We start from the raw sequence: 19,200 nt of genomic DNA on the forward strand, positions 1-19,200 counted from the left end.
CATCAAATCAAACTGGGATTTATCTAATCATTTTGAACATTCCCGGACCATCCCATTCACAAGGTCTTTCTTCAAATCCCTTTTTCTTATAAAACAAGAGTGCATCTTTCGTACTGATCAATTCTAAACTGACAGCCCAATCAGGATTGATATTTTCTCTTATATAATTTTCTAAACATTCTATTAGCAACGTTCCTACTCCCATTGCCTGATAGTCTGGTATTACAACAAAATCTTTGATATAAAATGACATACCCCCATCTCCAATCAACCGCACCATTCCTATCGGCTGTTTTTTATCATAAGCTGTAAATGTTGCAATAGTATTGCTCAAAGCCTTTTCGACTTGTCCAATACATGGCGCTTCCCATCCAACTGACGTGTATAAATCCAGAAACAGTTCTGGTGATAGTGTATTTATTCTCACTTCCATAACTACTCTCCTTTAATTTATGGATACAATCCTTGAACTTAGTCAAAACGTAAGAGGGTTTATAAACGCTATCTCTCCATATTCAAATTTTCCTTACCACAAACTGTAAGTTATTTTACTGATGTTCTATAAATCCAATGATTGAAAAAATTAATCCAACGACACCTATTCCGATAGCAAGCAATCCCATACCCGATGAAGAAAGAGAAATTACAATTGCAAAAAGTAGTATTGCAACGCCTAATCCAATTTTTTTCATTATGAACCCTCCTCTACAACTTCTAAGTTTTCTGGACAAACTGTGAATTATCATTTAATTATCTTTCTCTGCACTTAATTCCGTAACTTCCCCGGCTCCCATTCTCGTATCCTCGATATATTTCATATGTTTTCTCATTTATTATAACTTCATCATCACCATTAAAAGAATAGGAGTATCCATTTTCCTCGCAGTATTTAGAAATTGCCTGTTGCGCTTTTGCAACAGTCGGATAAATATCGCCATTTTCATAGGGCACCCAAAAAGAATTTTTAAACATCTTAAACATAAAATCCCTCCTACCGTTCATTTGAATAATCATTGAATCCCTTCATCAAGTTTAGACAATCGGTCACAAACATTCAAGTTGTTATTCAGCATTTCTTATTTTTCTGATATTGTTATTCATTAAATGCCTTCCCAAATTTCTATACAAGAAGCCTTTAAGTACTGACAGTTCTTGATTATGATCTTTTAGTAACTCATCCGGACAATCATAAATTCCGAAGTCATGGTTAATGCCCTCGCTCTGAATGTAGGTATCGTTTCGATCAAAATCAATTACAGGATTATGAAAATCCTTTACAGCAACACCATACCCGCAAAAGGCACCTGAGCATATTGAGTTTATACGTTGTAATTGTGAAAGATATTTTTTATCTAATATAAATGCCTCTAATTCATACCATATCCCATCCAAGTATACCTCGACCCAGCTGTGTAAAATATTTTTGGGAGCGTTTTTGTATACAAGGCCTGTCATTGCCCCTTTTTGCAATTTCTTATCAATTGTAAATCCATGCATACGACATGGAATATGAACTCCGCGGAGCAGGGCCATAAATAATGTTCCCTTTGTATTACATTGCCCATACCCATCAGACAACACTTTTGACGCGGGGATATGATCATCTATATTGTAACCAAATAGGATTTCATCACGAACAAAATTGTATATCTTCTTTATGCGATTGTACTCATCTATATTTTCCCATTGCCTGTCCCTTATTAATTTCTGAATATTTTCGGCAGAAAAGTTTAACAAAGAGGTTTCTTTTAAATATTGTTCCATCAGTGGACTCCCCCATAAAATCACATCATTATTTAGCCAAAAACATAATTTGTTTCTTCGCTTCGGGCTTTAGGTACTTTGCCTTTTCCTGTAGTAATTCAATAATTGTTTGTTTATCATTTTTAGAGAGAACAGCGTAGGAACGGTTATATGTAAATATCCATCTGCTGATTTGTGTTTGACATAGATTTTCTAATTTCTCACAGCCACTGCCAAGGAGCATAAGAGTATAAATCAGCGATTGCCATTTACCGCTCAAAAACAGAAGAGTGGCGCATTTTATTTTTGTGTTCTCATTTGATGAGTTATTAAGGATTTCTGATACTTTTTTAAAATCATACTCCCTATACTTTTTGAGCAGTATTGCAGCTGTTTTGACTATGCCAGATTTATCTGCGGCCAGCATATCTGTTATATTAGCCAGATATTTTTCTGCATTTAGCCGCATTAAAGCCGTCATTGCCGCACGAACAACAGAAACCCTGTCATCTGCTAAATACTTCTCAATAAGTTCACAGTCTTCGGCAGATCCAACTTCCCCCAGTCCATAAATACTAATTGATGTATTTACATAAAGGTGATTCAAATAAATTTGGCGGATGTCTACCTTTGTATCACTCAGGGAAATAAGATTGCGGGAGAATGCACGAACCTGTGTATTTTTATCCATTAGCATATGTTTTGCAATATCAAATAAGTCATTGGAGTGATTATCAATTAAGTACTGTAATGCTAAGATGCGATTCGGCGGATACTTATCCATCAGAAAGCATTTGCTTAACTCCAGTATTTCGGTGCTGTCTGCATTTGTTTTTAGTAATATCTGAAAAACCGTTTTTCGTAGAAAGGGGTCTTTTTCATGAAAAATGTAATCCATCATGTAGTCGTTATCTATTTTATCCAGACGGTTAATGATTGATATACAAAATTTTCTTGCCCTAATATCTGTACTGTTTAACCCTCGTTTTATCAATTGGCCGTTGATCCGAAAGAGATTGACTACAACCGGCAGAATAGTATCATACCCGTACCGTGTGCTCCTACGTAATTTTTCCATAAGGGGAAACGCATGAACAATTTCCTCTTCACTGGAATATGCCAATATCTGGGTAAACACATTAAATGCCGCCTGACGCACTTGACAAACCCAATCATTACACCTTAGAAGAATAAAGGGGAGGGCATCCTTATATTTACCCAAAGCGTAGATAGCCTGTTCTCTGATATATCCGTTTGGATGAAAAGACGCAAAAACAAAGACTGCACGTTTTTCATCCTCTGACATATGTTTTGTAACAAAGCTTTCCACGTTTAACTCCTTCCAGTTGATGCTCCATTCCATTGAAGTTGTCTGTCGCATTTGCTTATCAATTCTGTAAATATCATCAAAAGAAAGTTTATTTAAAAATTCGCATAGAAAGTTTGCGGCGGTCACTTTGTGATTATCGGAATTCTCAGCAAAAACACAAAAAATCAAAGGCAGATTATGCGGCGCACCTTCTGATGTCTGAGCAATGTAAGCATTTAAATTTGAAGAATAAAAATCAGTTTTTTTATGCAAAAACATTGTTTTAGCACCTCCCGGTTATATCAATAATTTCCGCCCGCAACTTTCATTTGGCTAAAGGCGACTGGCTTTTCAGCAGCCATTTTTAATGCCTGATGTCAGCGCTGAACCACATAACGATAATGCGGCATATCTACACCCTTGTAATGCTTTGTCCATGTGCCTGCCATTGTCATCCCGTTTCTTATGGCTACGTTTTGAGATGCTATATTTGTATCTCTGATGATAGAGCAAACTTCTTCTGCTCTTAATACTTCAAACGCATACTTTTTACACGCCTTTGCCGCTTCGATGGCATACCCTTTATGCCAATATAATCTCTCGAAAAGATAACCTATTTCAAGTACCTCCTCATCCTTCCAGGGCTGCATTGTAAGCCCGCATTGCCCGATCATTTCATCGGTCTCCTTTAAAATGACTGCCCATAAACCAAATTTCCATTTTTGATAACGGGAAATTTGTCTATCGAGCCATTCCTGGACTTCCTCATCACTGAATGGTCCTTCATATGCGTACATTGTATCTTTATCTTGTAAGATTTTACACAATGATTCAAAATCAAATTGATTCATCTCACGCAGATATAATCGTTCTGTTTCGAGTATCATATTTCCCACCCCAAATCCCGATTTTCGCTTAGTCTATTCTTTCCCAATGGATTCTGTCATTTATCCAGTGTAAGCATTTTCTTCAGTATTTAAAAAATTTTGTTTATCTAACCATTCTTGTTCTTTCACATTCTCTGGAATATCAATTCTTTCTATTTTAAATATGACTGGTCTTGTCCCATCATTGCAGCAAGCGATCATCATTCTTTCGTCATTTGTCCAATTATGCATAATTGAACCTCCTTGTAATGCTGTATAAACATATCTGCTTATTGCATCCCACGCTTCTCCGCAAAACTTTCCATTCATTAATTGATAAAAGTCATCTCTTTCAGGTGTTCTTTTTAATATAAAAGTATCTCCCGCTTTAAAACAAGGACAAGGACCTGATTTTTTTACCTCACTAAATTCATAAATTTTTTTTGGATAAAATGGGATTGACGCACTGTAGATTATCCTCTTTTACATACTACATTTGAAATGCCGTTATCCAAAAACATATTCCGGCTATAAGTGAAAGCGGAGTCATAACATATTTTTCTTTCCTACTTTTTGAAATCATGTTCATAATAGTATTCAAAGATAGGTAAGCGGCAAAGAAGAAACAAATATATTTAGTAACCTTAAAAGACAACCACAAGGAAATAAAACCTCCGGCTTGCAAAACAATTATCATTGCAAAAATTTGGACAGCAAACGAAATGACTGCCATAACTCTAAATTTCTTAGGCAAGATTTTATATTGTCCACCCATTGTAAATTCGCCCAAAGGCAAACCGCAAGCAACAAGAACTGTCATAGTTGCTATAACTCCAAATAATCCTGCACCTAATATTGAATGCATAAATCAATATTCTCCCTTCGCAAAATACAAAAAATTTCAGTTATAAATTCAAATTTCCCATCTAGCTATACTGGAATTTGAAATTTGCTAAAGCCAGATCGCTTTCACAATTAACCATATGACGACAACCCAAAATAGAATGATAGGGACTGCATAATACCACTTTTGGGGTTTACCATCTTTCCACAAGTCAATAGCAAGAGCAAGATTCTTCTCCCAGACGGGTTTTGGAATAAAACGTATCGTTAAGGCGATAAAAGCAGGAAGCAGTATAAGGTCGTCCAAATACCCAAGCACCGGAATAAAATCTGGTATTAAATCAACGGGAGAAAGTGCATAAGCAACCGTTATCGCCGCGAAGAACTTTGCTATAAGTGGAGTTTCATTATCCTTTAATGAAAAAAAAACAGCAGGTATCTCTGCCTTTAATTTTTGTATCCTGCTTTTTAGATCCATCGTTCTCCTTCCTACAACTTCAAATTTTCCCACTACAAGCTGGAATTTGATAAATACTATGCTGACTAATATTTCTTGAAGCATTCCTGCTAAAAATTAGGATAAAGAACTGGACACCTCATTTCTTTTACTTTCTAATTTTCTTCCAATTATGTCAAGTACTCCAAATATAATCAGACTGACAAGTACTGCCCCTAATACTACTGGCTTTACGCTTTCTGTTAAATCTCCAAAAAGCAACATTAGCATAAACTCTGTTCCACCTAAAAGTGTAGAAACTTGAATAATCCTAATAATATATTTCATGCTTATATCTCTCCTTTCATAACTGAAACACTTAATTTTACAACTTAAAATTTATAGATTATAACCAAAGATGAATATGTCCACCTTTGTATAACCTTGGGAAATAATATTGCGGGAGAACGCACGAACCCGTACATTTTTATCCATTAGTAAATGTTTTGCAATATCAATATGTCATTGGAGTGACTATATCAATCTATATCAATCCAATATCTTTGTTCTGTTTTTCCTTCATTTTGAATTTCATTTTCCAAAATTCCACCATTGTTTTGAATGGACTTTGCAGAGCCGGTATTTTTTTTGTCACATACCATCAGGACCTTATGAATACCAAGTGCTTTACATTCTTCCAATGCTAAAGCAATCATCTTTGTGGCATATCCTTTCCTTCTTTCAGATGGCCGGATTCCATCACCGATATGACCTCCAAATTGTAGTAAAGAATCATTCAAATAGTGGCGAATATTCACGGCACCAATCATAATATTTCTTTCTTCATCCAGACAAAAAAATGTGGAAGAAGGAACTTTTCCTTCCTCAGCCTTTATATAATCTAAATTTGAAATATAAGATGTAAAATCGTGGTAGTCATTTTTGAAGATTGCCATAGGAGAATGATTGGCAGATACATGGTTATTATTATAATCAATCCATTCTTCCAGCATATTTACAATTAAATTTTCATATTCAGCACTTGCCTTTACTAATCTTAATGCCATAAATTATCATCCTCCATAGATTTTATTTTTTCAAAACTAAAAACTTAACCGGTTTTTTGAATGTCATTTAAGCCATATTTTTGGGATACAGATAGAAAACAAAACGCAATGACCGTACCAATAACGCCATACACAGCATCGGCTATATCTGGTGTATTCATAAATCCCATAACGGTTTCACATAAAATATTAGCTATAATAATTATTATTCCTAATAAGGCGACCCTTTTAAATTTTATTCCCTGTAAAGTCCATGTAAAGCCTATAGCCAGATAAACTATCAAACTTAATGATAAATTTGAAATATGGGAATTTATTTCTTCATTGATAACAACTATGTGGCTGTCGAAGGCGCTTATCCAGCGTATAATCGTTAAAAGCGCTCCTAATAAAATTAAACTGTAATATAGAATGTTAGTTATTTTCTTTGGCTTGAACTTGTAGTTTATGTTCATGTGATTACATTTTGCCCTTTCATAAATTTTAAGTGTATAAAATTCCTTTTGTCATTGACATCATTATACCATGTAATTTTCCATTGTTCTATTTATATCAACGTTAATTGTATGGTATATTCCAAAGAAAAATATTATAATATGCTTACAGATGAAAACAGGACAGAAAAAGTAAGACGGGATTTTGAGAAAGGGGAATATCGTTATGAGCAGAAGCCACGGGGCTGGTGGAAAATTAGAGATAAGGAACATAAAAAAATTGTCAGATTCTAATGTGATTATAAATGTAGTGTCTAAAACGGTGAAAGAAGTATATCCTAGATATTATCCGGGAGAGGTGGTTACTTTTTTCCTGCTGTTCCATAGTGAAGAGAAAGTCATGAAGGATATTGCTGACGGAAATGTCTGGGTGCTGGTACATGATGGGCAGGTTATAGGGACCGGAAGCATAGAAGAAAACCATATCACCAGAGTTTATATACTTCCTGAGTACCAGGGGAATGGATATGGAACCTTTTTAATAGAGAAGCTCGAAAAAGAGATCGGAAAAAAGTATGACAGTGTGCTGGTCGATGCGTCACTGCCGGCATGCTGTTTATATGAGAAATTGGGGTATCGTACAGTAAAGCATGAGCGGATGGCTTTGATGAATGATGCTGTGCTTGTTTATGAAGTGATGGAGAAGAGATTGGACGGGAAAGATGCCAGAATATAAACAGGAACGAATCCCTCAAATAGTCCCAAAAAGGAACGGATCAGTGGATTCGTTCCTTTTTTGTGCATTTACCCCGTGTTAGCATGAAATTAGAAAGTAAATTCGGTAAATATGCTTAAAAGTAAGGGGGATGAGATGGAATTATACGATGAAATTATTCGAAACACGAGGGAATATTTATCGGCATACACACCTCGCTGTTATCCGTACGATGAGAAGAAGTGCTGGGAGGAGACTGCTTCGGGGGAAATGATCATGCTGCGTGATGCCGCTTTTGAACTGGGCGGAGGTAACTGTGAATCTGTCAATTACACATGTGTGACTTCTGCTTTGGATGGAGGCGGAAAAAATGAAGTGCTTCTTTATGGGCCGGAATTAAGTGAACTGAAGGGGGATGTATCGTTTGCGAGGATTGTTTTTCTTACTGCTGATCCGTCGGTTTGGGAGGGACTTAATGAGGAGGCTGCTTATCGGTTTATCCGTGATCTGGAATATGTCAGGTACCACGTCTATCCGAGGGGATATATGGTCAGAACATCGGCAAAGAGCAGCAAGGAGCAGGCAAGAGTCAGCAGGGAGGCTTTGAAAGCGGGGATTAGTTTTGAAAAGCTTGGAGCTGTATATATCAGAAAGTACCTGCAAAATCCGGGAATACAATCTGTACAGGTTCTGTTTCTGACCGGACTGGATTCGCTTGTACCGTTTCAAAAGGAGGCAGGGCAGGCGGAGGCGGTGACAGAAGCATTGAACCATATTTTAAAGGGGATGCCGATGAACTGCGGAACATGTGATTTGAAAGTAATCTGTGATGAAGTGGAGGGGATGCGTGCACTGCATCAAAAGAAGCGGTAGAACATTAGTGCGGATTAAACAGGCAAAGGAGAGCAAAATGGAAGGAAATGCAAAAGTAATAGCCGTCACAGGTAAAGGCGGCGTGGGAAAGACCTCTCTTGCGGCAGCGCTCGTGCGCAGGCTTACAGAACGGTATCCGGAGGCAAAGGTACTTGCGATTGATGCGGACCCGGCAGTGGGGCTTGCGACAGCCCTTGATGCAGAGGTTAAGGAGACACTGGATGATATCCGTCTGGAGATTACGGACGGGGTATCGGAGAAACTGAAGGAAACACAGGATATCCTATCGGAGGCGAAGTTCCGTATTCTCGATATGATGGATGAAAAAAACGGGTTTGCGTTTGTTGCAATCGGAAGGCCCGAATCGTCCGGCTGTTATTGTGCCATTAATTCTTATCTCAGGGATGTAATTTCCATGCTGGCGGGGCAGTTCGACTATGTGGTGATTGATGGGGAGGCCGGGATCGAGCAAGTGAACCGGCGCGTCATGGAACAGGTGACACACCTGCTTCTCATAACCGACCAGAGCAGGAAAGGGATGCAGGTTATCCAGACGATCAAGGAGGTTGCCGACCGGCTCGTGATGTATGAGAAGCTGGGGGTTGCGGTCAACCGGATTACACAGACCGTTATTCCAATGGAGAGCCCGTTTCCGGATGAACCATTCATACAGATTAAAAATGATGAGGCCCAGATTGTGAATGATATTCAGGGGAAAAGTGTATTCGAACTGCCGGAAGATTCCCTGCTGATGAAAGGGGCGGACGAGATTTTGGAGGCATTGAAACTGTAACGTAACTGTTCAGTACAGGACTGTGCATTTACTGCACAGTCCGTACGAAAACGTAGAACAGCCAGAAGCAAGCCCCATCGCCAAAGGCGATTTTCATGGGCTTGCGGCGTAACTGTTCATGGTCCTGAACAGTTACACTGTAACGGGGATTTACATGAACAGAAAAGGGAGGCGATCGTATTTATGAAAGATTTGAAGCATCTGTATGATTTGGAGCAATTGCTTCAGGAGTGCAACAATGATCTGGTGAAAGCGGCGTGCGAAAAGGGACAGATTGCGGTCGGGGACGTGTGCAGTATGATACCGGAAGTACTGCTGAACCTGCCCGGATGTTTTTCCGTGCGTTTAAGGGCACCACGGACCGGTTCTATAGAGATCGGGACATATTACATGACGAGTCTGCTGTGCGAGTACTGCCGGGCCCTTGTGGAACGTGCGGTGGAGGGCGGCTATAATTTTCTGGACTGTATCATTGCACCGGATGCATGTGCGGCCATGAACCGCTGTGTAGAAAACATGGAACTTTTGAAGACCTGTGAGAAGGAGAAGTTTTTCGTTACATATTCAGACGTGCCGATGAAGTCGGATGAAACGGCGCTGAAGCATTATGTAAGGCAGATGCGGCTGCGTGTGCTGGAGCCGCTCCATGATGTGTATGGCATCGATGTTTCGGATGCGGCGCTTCTTGAAGCAGTGGAACAGCATAATAAAGTATGCCGTCTGATCCGTGAACTTGGAGAATTCAGGAAGGAAGAATACCCCCGTATAACGGGCTACGAGTTCTACATATTCTGTCTGGCAACTTACTGCTGTCCGAAGGATATGCTTCTCCCGATTCTGGAAGAGACTCTGGAGGAAGTACGCGAAAGAGAGCCGGATCAGGAGAAAACTTACCGGATCAGGGTTTTGCTTGCAGGATCTGAGATTGACGATCTGGATTTTATAAAACTGATTGAAGACAACGGTGCTTTGATCGTGGCAGACAGACACTGCTTCGGTTCTTTTCCGGGGCGGGATGAAATCAAGATTTGCGAGGGGGAAGACCTGCTGACCCAGATCTGCCGCCACTATATGGTGACCGGACAGTGCCCACGTTTTATGAACACGGAAAAGGTAGAGGAGCGCAAAGATTATGCAGACCGGCTTGCGAAAGAATATCATGCGGACGGGATCATTTATGAACAAATGAAGTTCTGTGATTACTGGGGATATGAGAGGATGGCGGCGAGCCATATCATGCATGAGGAATATGGGTATCCGGTCCTTTCTATTGACAGGCCGTATGTTGTGGGGAGCTCGGGACAGCTCCGCACCAGAGTGCAGGCATTTGTGGAGAGTGTGGAAATCAAGAAGATACAAGGAGGGAGATAGATGGGCAGGAAGATCAACAGTGAAAAGCTTGGCAGCCTCTACTACGGAAAACGGACGAAGAAACGCCGTGAATGGCGAGGTGCAGCGGATACATGGTATGACTATACGCGCTGGCTGAAAAACTGGTCGGTGATGGCAAAATTTATGGCAAAACCGGCCAACTTAAAAGGCTTTTTCCGCTACCGCTGGATGGGGAACTATCTGGCTGTACCGGATTTTGTGGACCGCCATACAGAGGGACTGAGGGGCCCGCAGCTGCGTATCGCGCATCAGGAATTTGATTTTATTGTGGAACATGTCTGCGATACGATCAGTGATTTGTTCAGGGCCGACCCGAAATGTGGTAATGACGAAGAGTTTAGCAAGAAGCTTGTCGTATTCGATGAAAATATGATGTCGCAGATCATGAACGGTTTTCCAAATCTGAAAATGGTCTGCAGGGAGATTCCGATCGTCTACACCCCTTCCACGGTAGCGCAGGATGGTGTCCTTCATTATATTGATGTAGCAGAAGAGTTTGGACTGCCTTCCGATGTCTGTCCGATGCCGGCCGCGGAGCTGGGCTGTGCGATTGATGATGACTACCCGCTTGTTGGTGTGTGTGCCGTGAACTGCAATACAACCTGTGACGGCAGTCTGATGGGGAACGGTGTGGAGGCAAGAAGGTTCAATATTCCGTCGTTCCAGCTTGCCGTTCCAATCCGGCATATGCAGCAGAGCGTGCAGGAATATGGTGCGGAAGAAGTAGCAAACTGCATCCGGTTTATTGAAGAACAGACAGGTGAAACGTTCGACTGGGATCATTACTTCAAGTGTATGGAAACATTTAATGAGGAGACGAAGCTGTTCCGTGAGTGGCTGGATATTTCCAAAACGAATCATCCGCAGGTGATCGGGAATAATGTGGCGCTGTACCGGGATGCCTATTATCAGGTGGGAGGCGGCCGTGATCCCCGTTTCCTTGAGAATGACCAAAAGATCACGCATCTGGCGTATAAAGGATATGAGAAGAAGGTTCCCTGTGTGTCCGAGGTTCGTCACCGTGCGGTGTTGTGGGGCGTTCAGGCACAGTACTATACGGCATTTCCGATCTGGCTGCAGAACTGCTGGGGCATCCTTCCGCTGATCGACATGCTGAGCCTGACCTCTACAGAGCTGTACAGCACCACGGATAAACAACAGGCCCTGTATGACATGGCAGACCTGTACATGAAGATGAATATGAGAAACCGCTCCAACGGTGGATATGAAGTCGGTGTGGATGATCTGTGGCGGTTTTGTGAGGAATTTCATGCAGACATGGTCATTATGTATGAACATATCGGGTGTAAGGCAATGGCAGGTTACCACGGAATCTTCGAGGAGCAGGCGAAAGAGCGCGGGCTGCACCTGATCTGGGTGACACACGGCCTGATGGACCCGAGAAAAGCGGGACGCAAGGATATGCGTGACGAGGTGAACCGTTATATGAGGACGGTGCTGAGAGAGGAGCCGCTGGATGAGTCTCTGGAAGATTTTCAAGATGAAAACAACTGGTAGAGAGGAGCTGACAGGTGATGAAAAAATATTTTGGCGGCTGTGATGTTGGTTCAACCTATACAAAGTGTGTCATATTGGATGAAGACGGAAATATGGCTGCCCATACGACCATGAAAAGTAAAATGAATTCAGAAAAAAGCGCGCGCGCGGCAATGGAGGAGACTCTCGCACAGGTGCCGGGGCTTGATTCCCCGGAGGATCTGGCCTACCTGATCGGAACAGGGTATGGGAGAAATAAAGTGCCCTTTGCACAGGAAAATATCAGTGAGATCAGCTGTCATGCTATGGGTGTGCATATGACGGACCCGAAAGTCAGGGCTATCATTGATATCGGCGGGCAGGACATCAAAGGAATCGCAATTGATACAGACGGAACAGTAAAGAATTTTGCCATGAATGATAAGTGTGCGGCCGGTACCGGGCGTTTTTATGAGACAATGGCAAATGCATTCGAGATGTCACTTCCGGAGTTTTCGAAACTGTCCCTGACAGCCAAAAATGTGATTCCGATTACGGCCCAGTGTACCGTATTTGCAGAGAGCGAGGTCATTACACTGGTGGGAGAAGGAAAACCCATGAATGAGATTGCAGCCGGAATCCAGCGTTCTGTTGCAAAGCGATGCTTCATTATGGCAAAGAAAGCCGGAGCCACAGACAGCGTGACACTGACTGGGGGCTGTGCAAAAAATGACGGTCTGAAGAAGGCGATTGAGCAGGTTCTGAAACTAAAAGTAGTAGATCTAAAGACAGACCCGCAGCTGATGGGGGCACTCGGGGCGGCTGAGTATGCAAGGCAGAAAGGTCTGGCAAAAGGGAAAGGAAGATGACGATGAAGAAGAGAGTCTGTAAAATATTGAAAACGGTAGTTGTTGTTTTTGCAGTGCTGTTTGGGCTCAGCCTGATTGTATACTATTTTAATCTGGACATGAAACTGGCGGCCGGGATGCAGAAGATCATGGATAAAGTGTATGACAGCAGGAAGAGGGACCGCCGCCTGTAGGTATGCCGGGGAATGGAATATTTCAAAACGAAAGGAGTTAAGTTATGAGACCGTTGATTATGAAACTGGCCACGAAGATAAGTGTCGAAGCCAAATCGTATACGGGAATCACGGTTCATGATCCGGAATACAGGATACTGGAACCGGTGGTGACGGACGAGATGGCGGAGGTGGCGCTTGCGGCGAAGGTGCGTAAGAATATGACTGCAGATGAGATTGCCTCACGCTGTAAAAAACCGCTGGAGGAGACGAAAAAGCTTTTATGGGATCTGGCCGTGACAGGTGTGATGCGTGTACACCATGCAGACGGGACGGACTACTATATGCTGCCGATCTGGGTTCCGGGAATCATGGAGATGATGGTTGCGAACAAAGAGCAGGCAGAGAAATATCCGGTGATGGCGGAGTGTTTCGAGGAATATACCCGCAGACGGACCAAACTGCTCGGACCAAATGTTCCGGTTGGAAAAGGACTGATGCGTGTCATACCCGTCGAGGAGGCAATCAATGGAGACAGCCATGCTGCGGATTACGAAGAAGTATCCTCCTACATTGAAAAAGCCTGGCGGCTGTGTGTGTCTGACTGTACATGCCGGCGCTCCAGAAGACTCATGGGCGAGGGCTGCGGCCATCTGGAGCAGGATATGTGCATCCAGCTGGACGAGGGGGCCGATTATTTTATACGCACCGGCGTAGGGCGTGAAATTACGAAAGAGGAAGCCTTTGAGATTTTGAAGCGTGCAGAAGAGAACGGGCTGGTGCATGAGATACAGAACCTGGACGGTGAGGGGAAGACGGTGGCCATCTGCAACTGCTGCACCTGTTCCTGTTTTTCCCTGCGTGTTGGAAAGTATTATATGTCACCGGATTTCAACAGATCTAACTATGTTTCCAAGGTAGATGTGGATAAGTGTACAGCCTGCGGCCAGTGTGTGGAAAACTGTCAGGTGAATGCACTCCATCTGGGAAGAAAACTGTGTGCGAAGACCCCGATCCCGGAAAAAGAAACCGAGACGCCGCACGACCATGTGTGGATGCTGAACAAGAAACGATGGAACCCGGAGTTCCGTTTTAACAGGGATGAGATTGACGAAAATGGAACCGCTCCCTGTAAAACCAATTGCCCGGCTCATATTGCCATACAGGGTTATATCAAACTTGCCGCGCAGGGAAAATATATGGAGGCGCTCGAGCTGATCAAGAAAAACAATCCGTTCCCGGCGGTCTGCGGACATATCTGCAACAGACGCTGTGAAGATGCCTGTTCTCGTGCAGATGTGGATGAACCGGTAGCCATCGATGAGATTAAGAAGTTTATTGCAGAGCAGGAACTGAAGGCAGAAACACGCTTCATTCCAAAGATGCTGAATCCTCAGGGAGAAAAATACGGGAAAAAGATCGCCGTTATCGGCGGGGGCCCTGCAGGGATGAGCTGTGCGTATTATCTACAGATACGCGGATATGATGTCACCGTATTCGAGAAAAATGACCGGCCCGGCGGTATGCTGACAATGGGGATTCCCACGTTTCGTCTGGAGAAGGATGTGGTGGATGCAGAGATCGAAGTTCTGCGTGAGATCGGCGTTACATTCCGGACTGGAATTGAGGTCGGCAGGGATGTGACCATTAGAGAACTGCGGCAGCAGGGATATGAGGCGTTTTATCTGGCAATCGGCGCCCAGGGAGGAAGAAAACTGGGGGTAGAGGGCGAAGGAGCCCGGGGCGTGCTGTCCGGTGTTACATTCCTAAGAAATATCAGTCAGGATGAATCAACAAAGCTGGAAGGCAGGACGGTTGTTGTCGGCGGGGGAAATGTTGCCATTGACGTGGCACGTACGGCGGTCCGGGCTGGAAGCAGTGAAGTGGCCCTGTATTGTCTGGAGAGTGCGGACGAAATGCCCGCACAGAAGGAAGAGCAGGAAGAAGCAAAGGCAGAAGGAATCTCATTAAACTGTGGCTGGGGACCAAAACGGATACTGACAGAGGATGGAAAAGTGACAGGGATAGAATTCAAGCGCTGCACAGCCGTGTTTGATGAAAACCACCGTTTCAGCCCACAGTATGATGAACATGATACAGTTACGATAGAATGTGAGAATATTCTTGTCTCCATCGGACAGTCCATCCAGTGGGGGACCATGCTGGACGGAACCCGGGTCAGGCTGAACAGGAATCAGACAGTGATGGCAGACGAGAGGACTTATCAGACAGGGGAGCCGGATATCTTTGCCGGAGGTGATGCATACACAGGACCGAAGTTTGCCATCGATGCTATCGCGGCAGGAAAAGAAGCGGCCGAATCTATCCATCGGTACGTACAGCCGGGACAGAGTCTGACCATCGGGCGTCCGGCAGGCAAATACCATGAATTAGACAAAGAAAATGTGGAATGGGACAGCTTTGACCATGCACGGAGGGAAAGACCATGTGCCCCGGACCCGGAACAGGCAAAGCATTCGATGAGAGACCTGCGCGGAACATTTACCGAGGAGCAGGTGAAAAAAGAGACAGAGCGCTGCCTTGGCTGCGGGGCAACCGTGGTAGATCAGAATATCTGTGTAGGATGCGGCATCTGCACGACAAAGTGCAGGTTTGATGCGATTCATCTGGAGCGCAGATATGACGGGCATGAAGTTCCGTATGAGAAACTGATTGTCGGACACATGGCACCCACACTTGTAAAGAGAGGGGCAAAGATTGCAGCAAGACAGGCAAAAGAACTGGTGAAACGCAGGTGATTAATCATGCATGAACTTGGAATTGTACTTAGTATTGCAGATAAAGTGATGGAGGTTGCACAGGCAAACCAGCTGACAGAGATCAAAGCCATCACCATGCAGATCGGGGAAATCAGTTCTGTGATCCCGGAGTATCTGGAGAAATGTTTTCCGGCGGTAGCAGAGAGAAATCCTCTGTTTGAGAATACAGAATTGAAGATCGAAATCCTTCCGGCAAGATACCTGTGCCATGTCTGCGGAGAATCCTTCAGCCTTGGGGAATTTGAGGAGGCGAAAGGATGCCCCTCCTGTAAAGAAAATCAGTTGCTAGAACTGCTGACCGGGAGGGAGTGTTTTATAAAAAATATTGAAGCGTGGTAGATGTGACTAAAAAATACCGCCTCTGGAGTTTATATCCAGGGGCGGCTGTTGTTTATATCAACCCATGTATCTCTCAGGTATTCCGGCATTGCCTCATAAAAGATCTCAGCCATGTCCCCGGGCGTCAATGCATCCATATCGTTAAGCCATTCCTGAAGAATCCCCACACAGCCGTGGCAGTAGTGGCTGATGGAATAGCGGTCGCGGACCGAGAGCTCACTTTTCCCTGTAGTAGTCAGGTAACAGTTTGCAACGATTCCAAAGGAATACGAATATAAGAACCCGGAGTGTGCATTCTGGCCCGATGAGCGGAATGCCCGGCGGTAATAACGGGAATCTTCCGAAATTCCCCTGAACATGTGAAACAGGAACTCTTTCCAGCTGTGACAGACCCTCTGTCCGATCAGGCGCTCGGCAAGTGCCATTGAATTGAAATTTAATACATCATACTTATCATGAAAATGCCGGTAGAACGTGGACTTGGAGACACCACTCTGCCGGATAATCATTTCTACCGTGATTTTTTCGAACGGTGTGTGATCCAGCAATTCATTAAAAGCATTGAAAATACGCTGTTTGGTGTATGAGCTGTGATTCATGGCGGCCCTCCTCTTTCCTGTATTGGATTACATTCTAATTATAAGCGAAACTTTTTGATCTGTAAATAAATGAAGGAAAGATGCGATTAAGTATAAATTCAGTGAAAAGCACTTAACTACAAATTGAGGTTAAGTGAAAAAGACATTATACTACTTAATAGAGCTTATATTTATAGCAAAAGACGGAGGAAATATGTATGAAGTGTTATGAAATGTTTGAACTTAAGTTCAGCGGGCCTGCACCGGAAGGGTCCCGGGCGGAGGCAGATGTTGCCGCTGTTTTTCGGTGCGGTGATGATGAAAAAACGGTAAAAGGGTTCTATGATGGTGACGGGATTTATAAAGTGCGTTTCCTGCCACAGCAGACAGGAACTTACAGTTGGAAAGTGGAGGGTGTTGTACAGGCGGAAGGTACAGAGGAATGTACGGCATCGGACAAAAGCCACGGTATGGTCCAGGCAGTGGGGACTCATTTTGAGTATGAAGACGGAACGAAGTACCTTCCTTTTGGCACCACCATTTATGCACTGGCACACCAGACGGAAGATATCATTACACAGACGCTGGAGTCACTGGAAAAGGCTCCGTTTAACAAAGTAAGGCATTGTATTTTTCCGAAGCATTATGACTACAACCACAACGATCCCGAATTTTATCCGTTTGAGAAAGACGCAGAGGGGAATTGGGATGTACACCACCCGTGTCTTGCCTACTGGAAACATTTTGAGGAAATTGTTACGAGAATGGGAGAGATGGGGATTGAGACAGACCTGATTCTTTTTCACGCATATGACCGGTGGGGCTTTGCCTTCCTGAATATGGAAGAATGCAGGGTATATCTTGATTACGTCATGCGCAGGCTTGCGGCTTACCCGTACATATGGTGGAGTATGGCTAACGAGTATGATATTATGTTCAACCATACGATAGAAGACTGGTATGAGATAGAACGTATTATCACCGAAGAGGACCCTTACCACCATCTGTTAAGCAACCATAACTGTATGAAGCTTTATGACTTTTCCAGACCGGCAGTGACACACTGCTGTGTACAGACAATTGCGATGTATAAGGCTGACGAATGGCAGAAGCGCTTCCGGAAACCTGTCGTTTTTGATGAGTGCTGCTACGAAGGTGATTTACAGCATGAATGGGGCAATATTTCCGGCTTTGAGATGGTGAACCGCTTCTGGTGTGCCTGTGCGAAAGGAGCATATGTAACCCACGGCGAGACTTTTTTAGACGATCAGGATGTATTGTGGTGGGCGAAAGGCGGAAAGCTGAAAGGAGAAAGTCCAAAGAGGATTGCATTCTTAAAAGATCTGATGTATGGCCTTCCAGCCTGCATGACTCCGTGGGATGAACCGTTCTGGGAAGACTTTGAAAATGCTACGGAAGAAAAGACCGGCAGCATGGAGGATAATCCATTTTTCAAACTGATGGGATCTCTGGATGGAGAAAACAGAGAGATTATTCAGATGAAAAATGCGCAGTACAGCGGGTGCTGCGGGGAGGAAGTATTCCTCAAGTATTATGCGAGACAGTGTGCGAGGGTATCTTCCATCCACCTGCCAAAGGATAAGAAGTACCGGATCGAGGTGATCGACGTCTGGGATATGACGAGGGAGACACTAATTGAAGAGGCAAGCGGGACCACACAGCTTCAACTGCCCGGGAAAGAGGGGATTGCAGTTTTAGCGGTCCGGAGATAAAAATTTACCAAATCTCTGGTTGGAAAGAGCGAACAAGAAATGCTATAATGAAGAAACAAAAGTCGATACGAGGTATGCAGATGGAAGAACCAATCTTTAATATAGCTGTTTGTGATGATGAACTGCCGGACAGAGATACTATTGCAGATATGACAAAAGAGGTCTGTGATTTAGATCAGATAAATGCGCAAATATCCTGTTTTGGAAATGCGGAAGAACTTTTAAAAACAATGCAGGAGGGGAAGCAGTACCACATGCTTCTGCTTGATGTTATGATGCCCGGACAGGACGGCATGGAACTTGCCCGTTATCTCAGGGAAGATAAACGCAAGATTCCCATTGTGTTTATTTCCAGTAACCGGGAGATGGCCCTGCGTGGATATGAAGTGGCTGCTGCCCGTTATCTGGCAAAGCCTGTCGATAAAGAACGTCTCAGGGAAGCGGTGTCATTTTGCTATGAACAGGGGAGAGATAATGAAGAAATGCTCGTTCCTTTCAATGGCGGAGTGAGGAAAGTTGCGCTCAAGGAGATATATTACATTGAGATTAAAGGCAGGAAGTCCCGGATTACACAGGAAAAAGAGGAATGGGATACGCCTCTTACTATGGAAAAACTGGAAATGATGCTTACCGGCCATAAATTCATCCGGTGCCATCAGAGTTTTCTGGTGAACTGCCGCTATGTCAGGATACTTTGCACCTCCCATCTGGAGCTTATGGATGGAAGATGCATACCTGTCAGCAAACACCGCATAAAAAAAGTGCGGGAGACTTTTTTTCAATACATGGAGCATTAAGTGTA

At 43.5% G+C, this 19,200-nt stretch carries 24 protein-coding genes; 11 read left to right on the top strand and 13 right to left on the bottom strand.

Going from position 1 to position 19,200, the window contains the following annotated elements; genetic code table 11:
* Positions 1-19 precede the first annotated feature (19 nt).
* From DWX43_RS21190 to DWX43_RS21240, 12 genes are all read right to left on the bottom strand, one after another.
* Positions 20-433 carry a GNAT family N-acetyltransferase gene (locus DWX43_RS21190; RefSeq protein WP_109731392.1) on the bottom strand — a complete coding sequence of 138 codons (414 nt, stop codon included), beginning with the start codon at positions 431-433 and terminating at the stop codon, positions 20-22.
* Between the two features lie 115 nt (positions 434-548).
* Entirely contained in the window at positions 549-692 is a 144-nt protein-coding gene (locus DWX43_RS27080) for a hypothetical protein (RefSeq protein ID WP_181368678.1), read from the bottom strand.
* Between the two features lie 58 nt (positions 693-750).
* Entirely contained in the window at positions 751-981 is a 231-nt protein-coding gene (locus tag DWX43_RS21195; protein ID WP_243099427.1) for a DUF4318 domain-containing protein, read from the bottom strand.
* Between the two features lie 81 nt (positions 982-1,062).
* Complete coding sequence (locus tag DWX43_RS21200; protein WP_118621749.1) at positions 1,063-1,764, bottom strand: transglutaminase-like domain-containing protein; 702 nt, start codon at positions 1,762-1,764, stop codon at positions 1,063-1,065.
* A 28-nt stretch (positions 1,765-1,792) separates the two neighbouring features.
* On the bottom strand, positions 1,793-3,331 hold the full coding sequence (locus DWX43_RS21205; RefSeq protein WP_118621750.1) for a HEAT repeat domain-containing protein: 1,539 nt from the start codon (positions 3,329-3,331) through the stop codon (positions 1,793-1,795).
* 98 nt (positions 3,332-3,429) lie between these two features.
* A complete protein-coding gene (locus DWX43_RS21210; RefSeq protein ID WP_118621751.1) occupies positions 3,430-3,939 on the bottom strand; it encodes a GNAT family N-acetyltransferase in 510 nt (169 codons plus the stop codon).
* A gap of 60 nt (positions 3,940-3,999) precedes the next feature.
* Entirely contained in the window at positions 4,000-4,395 is a 396-nt protein-coding gene (locus DWX43_RS21215; protein ID WP_118621752.1) for a TIGR04076 family protein, read from the bottom strand.
* A 13-nt stretch (positions 4,396-4,408) separates the two neighbouring features.
* Positions 4,409-4,783 (bottom strand): hypothetical protein, encoded by a 375-nt coding sequence (locus DWX43_RS21220; RefSeq protein ID WP_118621753.1) that lies wholly within the window; start codon positions 4,781-4,783, stop codon positions 4,409-4,411.
* 87 nt (positions 4,784-4,870) lie between these two features.
* Positions 4,871-5,239 carry a DUF1232 domain-containing protein gene (locus DWX43_RS21225; protein ID WP_118621754.1) on the bottom strand — a complete coding sequence of 123 codons (369 nt, stop codon included), beginning with the start codon at positions 5,237-5,239 and terminating at the stop codon, positions 4,871-4,873.
* A gap of 96 nt (positions 5,240-5,335) precedes the next feature.
* The gene (locus DWX43_RS21230; protein ID WP_118621755.1) at positions 5,336-5,545 is read right to left on the bottom strand and encodes a hypothetical protein; all 210 of its coding nucleotides are present in this window, start codon (positions 5,543-5,545) and stop codon (positions 5,336-5,338) included.
* A 191-nt stretch (positions 5,546-5,736) separates the two neighbouring features.
* Positions 5,737-6,264, bottom strand: a complete 528-nt coding sequence (locus tag DWX43_RS21235; RefSeq protein ID WP_118621756.1) for a GNAT family N-acetyltransferase — start codon at positions 6,262-6,264, stop codon at positions 5,737-5,739.
* 44 nt (positions 6,265-6,308) lie between these two features.
* Complete coding sequence (locus tag DWX43_RS21240; RefSeq protein ID WP_118621757.1) at positions 6,309-6,719, bottom strand: hypothetical protein; 411 nt, start codon at positions 6,717-6,719, stop codon at positions 6,309-6,311.
* A 205-nt stretch (positions 6,720-6,924) separates the two neighbouring features.
* Here DWX43_RS21240 and DWX43_RS21245 point away from each other — a divergent pair, with 205 nt between their 5' ends.
* The 9 genes from DWX43_RS21245 (at position 6,925) to DWX43_RS21280 (ending at position 16,087) form a co-directional block, all read left to right on the top strand.
* Complete coding sequence (locus DWX43_RS21245; protein WP_118621758.1) at positions 6,925-7,434, top strand: GNAT family N-acetyltransferase; 510 nt, start codon at positions 6,925-6,927, stop codon at positions 7,432-7,434.
* Positions 7,435-7,569: 135 nt separating this feature from the next.
* Positions 7,570-8,286 (top strand): hypothetical protein, encoded by a 717-nt coding sequence (locus tag DWX43_RS21250; RefSeq protein WP_118621759.1) that lies wholly within the window; start codon positions 7,570-7,572, stop codon positions 8,284-8,286.
* Between the two features lie 37 nt (positions 8,287-8,323).
* Positions 8,324-9,079, top strand: coding sequence for an AAA family ATPase (locus DWX43_RS21255; RefSeq protein ID WP_118621760.1), 756 nt, complete (start codon positions 8,324-8,326; stop codon positions 9,077-9,079).
* A 183-nt stretch (positions 9,080-9,262) separates the two neighbouring features.
* The gene (locus DWX43_RS21260; protein ID WP_118621761.1) at positions 9,263-10,450 is read left to right on the top strand and encodes a 2-hydroxyacyl-CoA dehydratase family protein; all 1,188 of its coding nucleotides are present in this window, start codon (positions 9,263-9,265) and stop codon (positions 10,448-10,450) included.
* The gene (locus DWX43_RS21265) at positions 10,451-11,989 is read left to right on the top strand and encodes a 2-hydroxyacyl-CoA dehydratase family protein (RefSeq protein WP_118621762.1); all 1,539 of its coding nucleotides are present in this window, start codon (positions 10,451-10,453) and stop codon (positions 11,987-11,989) included.
* Between the two features lie 17 nt (positions 11,990-12,006).
* Entirely contained in the window at positions 12,007-12,816 is an 810-nt protein-coding gene (locus tag DWX43_RS21270) for an acyl-CoA dehydratase activase (RefSeq protein ID WP_109731377.1), read from the top strand.
* Between the two features lie 2 nt (positions 12,817-12,818).
* The gene (locus DWX43_RS27085; RefSeq protein ID WP_181368677.1) at positions 12,819-12,989 is read left to right on the top strand and encodes a hypothetical protein; all 171 of its coding nucleotides are present in this window, start codon (positions 12,819-12,821) and stop codon (positions 12,987-12,989) included.
* A 59-nt stretch (positions 12,990-13,048) separates the two neighbouring features.
* The gene (locus DWX43_RS21275; protein ID WP_243099431.1) at positions 13,049-15,727 is read left to right on the top strand and encodes an FAD-dependent oxidoreductase; all 2,679 of its coding nucleotides are present in this window, start codon (positions 13,049-13,051) and stop codon (positions 15,725-15,727) included.
* A 6-nt stretch (positions 15,728-15,733) separates the two neighbouring features.
* Positions 15,734-16,087, top strand: a complete 354-nt coding sequence (locus tag DWX43_RS21280) for a hydrogenase maturation nickel metallochaperone HypA (RefSeq protein ID WP_118621764.1) — start codon at positions 15,734-15,736, stop codon at positions 16,085-16,087.
* 29 nt (positions 16,088-16,116) lie between these two features.
* Here the strand turns inward: DWX43_RS21280 and DWX43_RS21285 are convergent, their stop codons facing one another.
* The gene (locus DWX43_RS21285; protein WP_109731374.1) at positions 16,117-16,686 is read right to left on the bottom strand and encodes a TetR/AcrR family transcriptional regulator C-terminal domain-containing protein; all 570 of its coding nucleotides are present in this window, start codon (positions 16,684-16,686) and stop codon (positions 16,117-16,119) included.
* Between the two features lie 197 nt (positions 16,687-16,883).
* On the opposite strand from DWX43_RS21285, the gene DWX43_RS21290 reads away from it, so the two are divergent.
* Together DWX43_RS21290 and DWX43_RS21295 are read left to right on the top strand one after the other, a co-directional pair.
* Positions 16,884-18,398 carry a DUF4038 domain-containing protein gene (locus tag DWX43_RS21290; protein WP_118621765.1) on the top strand — a complete coding sequence of 505 codons (1,515 nt, stop codon included), beginning with the start codon at positions 16,884-16,886 and terminating at the stop codon, positions 18,396-18,398.
* Between the two features lie 47 nt (positions 18,399-18,445).
* Positions 18,446-19,195, top strand: a complete 750-nt coding sequence (locus DWX43_RS21295) for a LytTR family DNA-binding domain-containing protein (RefSeq protein WP_118621766.1) — start codon at positions 18,446-18,448, stop codon at positions 19,193-19,195.
* Positions 19,196-19,200 lie beyond the last annotated feature (5 nt).

The organism is Clostridium sp. AF19-22AC, from assembly GCF_003479085.1.
GTDB lineage: Bacteria > Bacillota > Clostridia > Lachnospirales > Lachnospiraceae > Faecalicatena_A > Faecalicatena_A orotica.

Excerpts from the sequence above, each read along its gene's own strand:
- DWX43_RS21190 (WP_109731392.1), bottom strand. The coding sequence starts at position 433 with ATGGAAGTGAGAATAAATACACTATCACCAGAACTGTTTCTGGATTTA.
- DWX43_RS27080 (WP_181368678.1), bottom strand. The coding sequence starts at position 692 with ATGAAAAAAATTGGATTAGGCGTTGCAATACTACTTTTTGCAATTGTA.
- DWX43_RS21195 (WP_243099427.1), bottom strand. The coding sequence starts at position 981 with ATGTTTAAGATGTTTAAAAATTCTTTTTGGGTGCCCTATGAAAATGGC.
- DWX43_RS21200 (WP_118621749.1), bottom strand. The coding sequence starts at position 1,764 with ATGGAACAATATTTAAAAGAAACCTCTTTGTTAAACTTTTCTGCCGAA.
- DWX43_RS21205 (WP_118621750.1), bottom strand. The coding sequence starts at position 3,331 with ATGTTTTTGCATAAAAAAACTGATTTTTATTCTTCAAATTTAAATGCT.
- DWX43_RS21210 (WP_118621751.1), bottom strand. The coding sequence starts at position 3,939 with ATGATACTCGAAACAGAACGATTATATCTGCGTGAGATGAATCAATTT.
- DWX43_RS21220 (WP_118621753.1), bottom strand. The coding sequence starts at position 4,783 with ATGCATTCAATATTAGGTGCAGGATTATTTGGAGTTATAGCAACTATG.
- DWX43_RS21225 (WP_118621754.1), bottom strand. The coding sequence starts at position 5,239 with ATGGATCTAAAAAGCAGGATACAAAAATTAAAGGCAGAGATACCTGCT.
- DWX43_RS21230 (WP_118621755.1), bottom strand. The coding sequence starts at position 5,545 with ATGAAATATATTATTAGGATTATTCAAGTTTCTACACTTTTAGGTGGA.
- DWX43_RS21235 (WP_118621756.1), bottom strand. The coding sequence starts at position 6,264 with ATGGCATTAAGATTAGTAAAGGCAAGTGCTGAATATGAAAATTTAATT.
- DWX43_RS21240 (WP_118621757.1), bottom strand. The coding sequence starts at position 6,719 with ATGAACATAAACTACAAGTTCAAGCCAAAGAAAATAACTAACATTCTA.
- DWX43_RS21245 (WP_118621758.1), top strand. The coding sequence starts at position 6,925 with ATGAGCAGAAGCCACGGGGCTGGTGGAAAATTAGAGATAAGGAACATA.
- DWX43_RS21250 (WP_118621759.1), top strand. The coding sequence starts at position 7,570 with ATGGAATTATACGATGAAATTATTCGAAACACGAGGGAATATTTATCG.
- DWX43_RS21255 (WP_118621760.1), top strand. The coding sequence starts at position 8,324 with ATGGAAGGAAATGCAAAAGTAATAGCCGTCACAGGTAAAGGCGGCGTG.
- DWX43_RS21260 (WP_118621761.1), top strand. The coding sequence starts at position 9,263 with ATGAAAGATTTGAAGCATCTGTATGATTTGGAGCAATTGCTTCAGGAG.
- DWX43_RS21265 (WP_118621762.1), top strand. The coding sequence starts at position 10,451 with ATGGGCAGGAAGATCAACAGTGAAAAGCTTGGCAGCCTCTACTACGGA.
- DWX43_RS21270 (WP_109731377.1), top strand. The coding sequence starts at position 12,007 with ATGAAAAAATATTTTGGCGGCTGTGATGTTGGTTCAACCTATACAAAG.
- DWX43_RS27085 (WP_181368677.1), top strand. The coding sequence starts at position 12,819 with ATGAAGAAGAGAGTCTGTAAAATATTGAAAACGGTAGTTGTTGTTTTT.
- DWX43_RS21275 (WP_243099431.1), top strand. The coding sequence starts at position 13,049 with ATGAAACTGGCCACGAAGATAAGTGTCGAAGCCAAATCGTATACGGGA.
- DWX43_RS21280 (WP_118621764.1), top strand. The coding sequence starts at position 15,734 with ATGCATGAACTTGGAATTGTACTTAGTATTGCAGATAAAGTGATGGAG.
- DWX43_RS21285 (WP_109731374.1), bottom strand. The coding sequence starts at position 16,686 with ATGAATCACAGCTCATACACCAAACAGCGTATTTTCAATGCTTTTAAT.
- DWX43_RS21290 (WP_118621765.1), top strand. The coding sequence starts at position 16,884 with ATGAAGTGTTATGAAATGTTTGAACTTAAGTTCAGCGGGCCTGCACCG.
- DWX43_RS21295 (WP_118621766.1), top strand. The coding sequence starts at position 18,446 with ATGAAGAAACAAAAGTCGATACGAGGTATGCAGATGGAAGAACCAATC.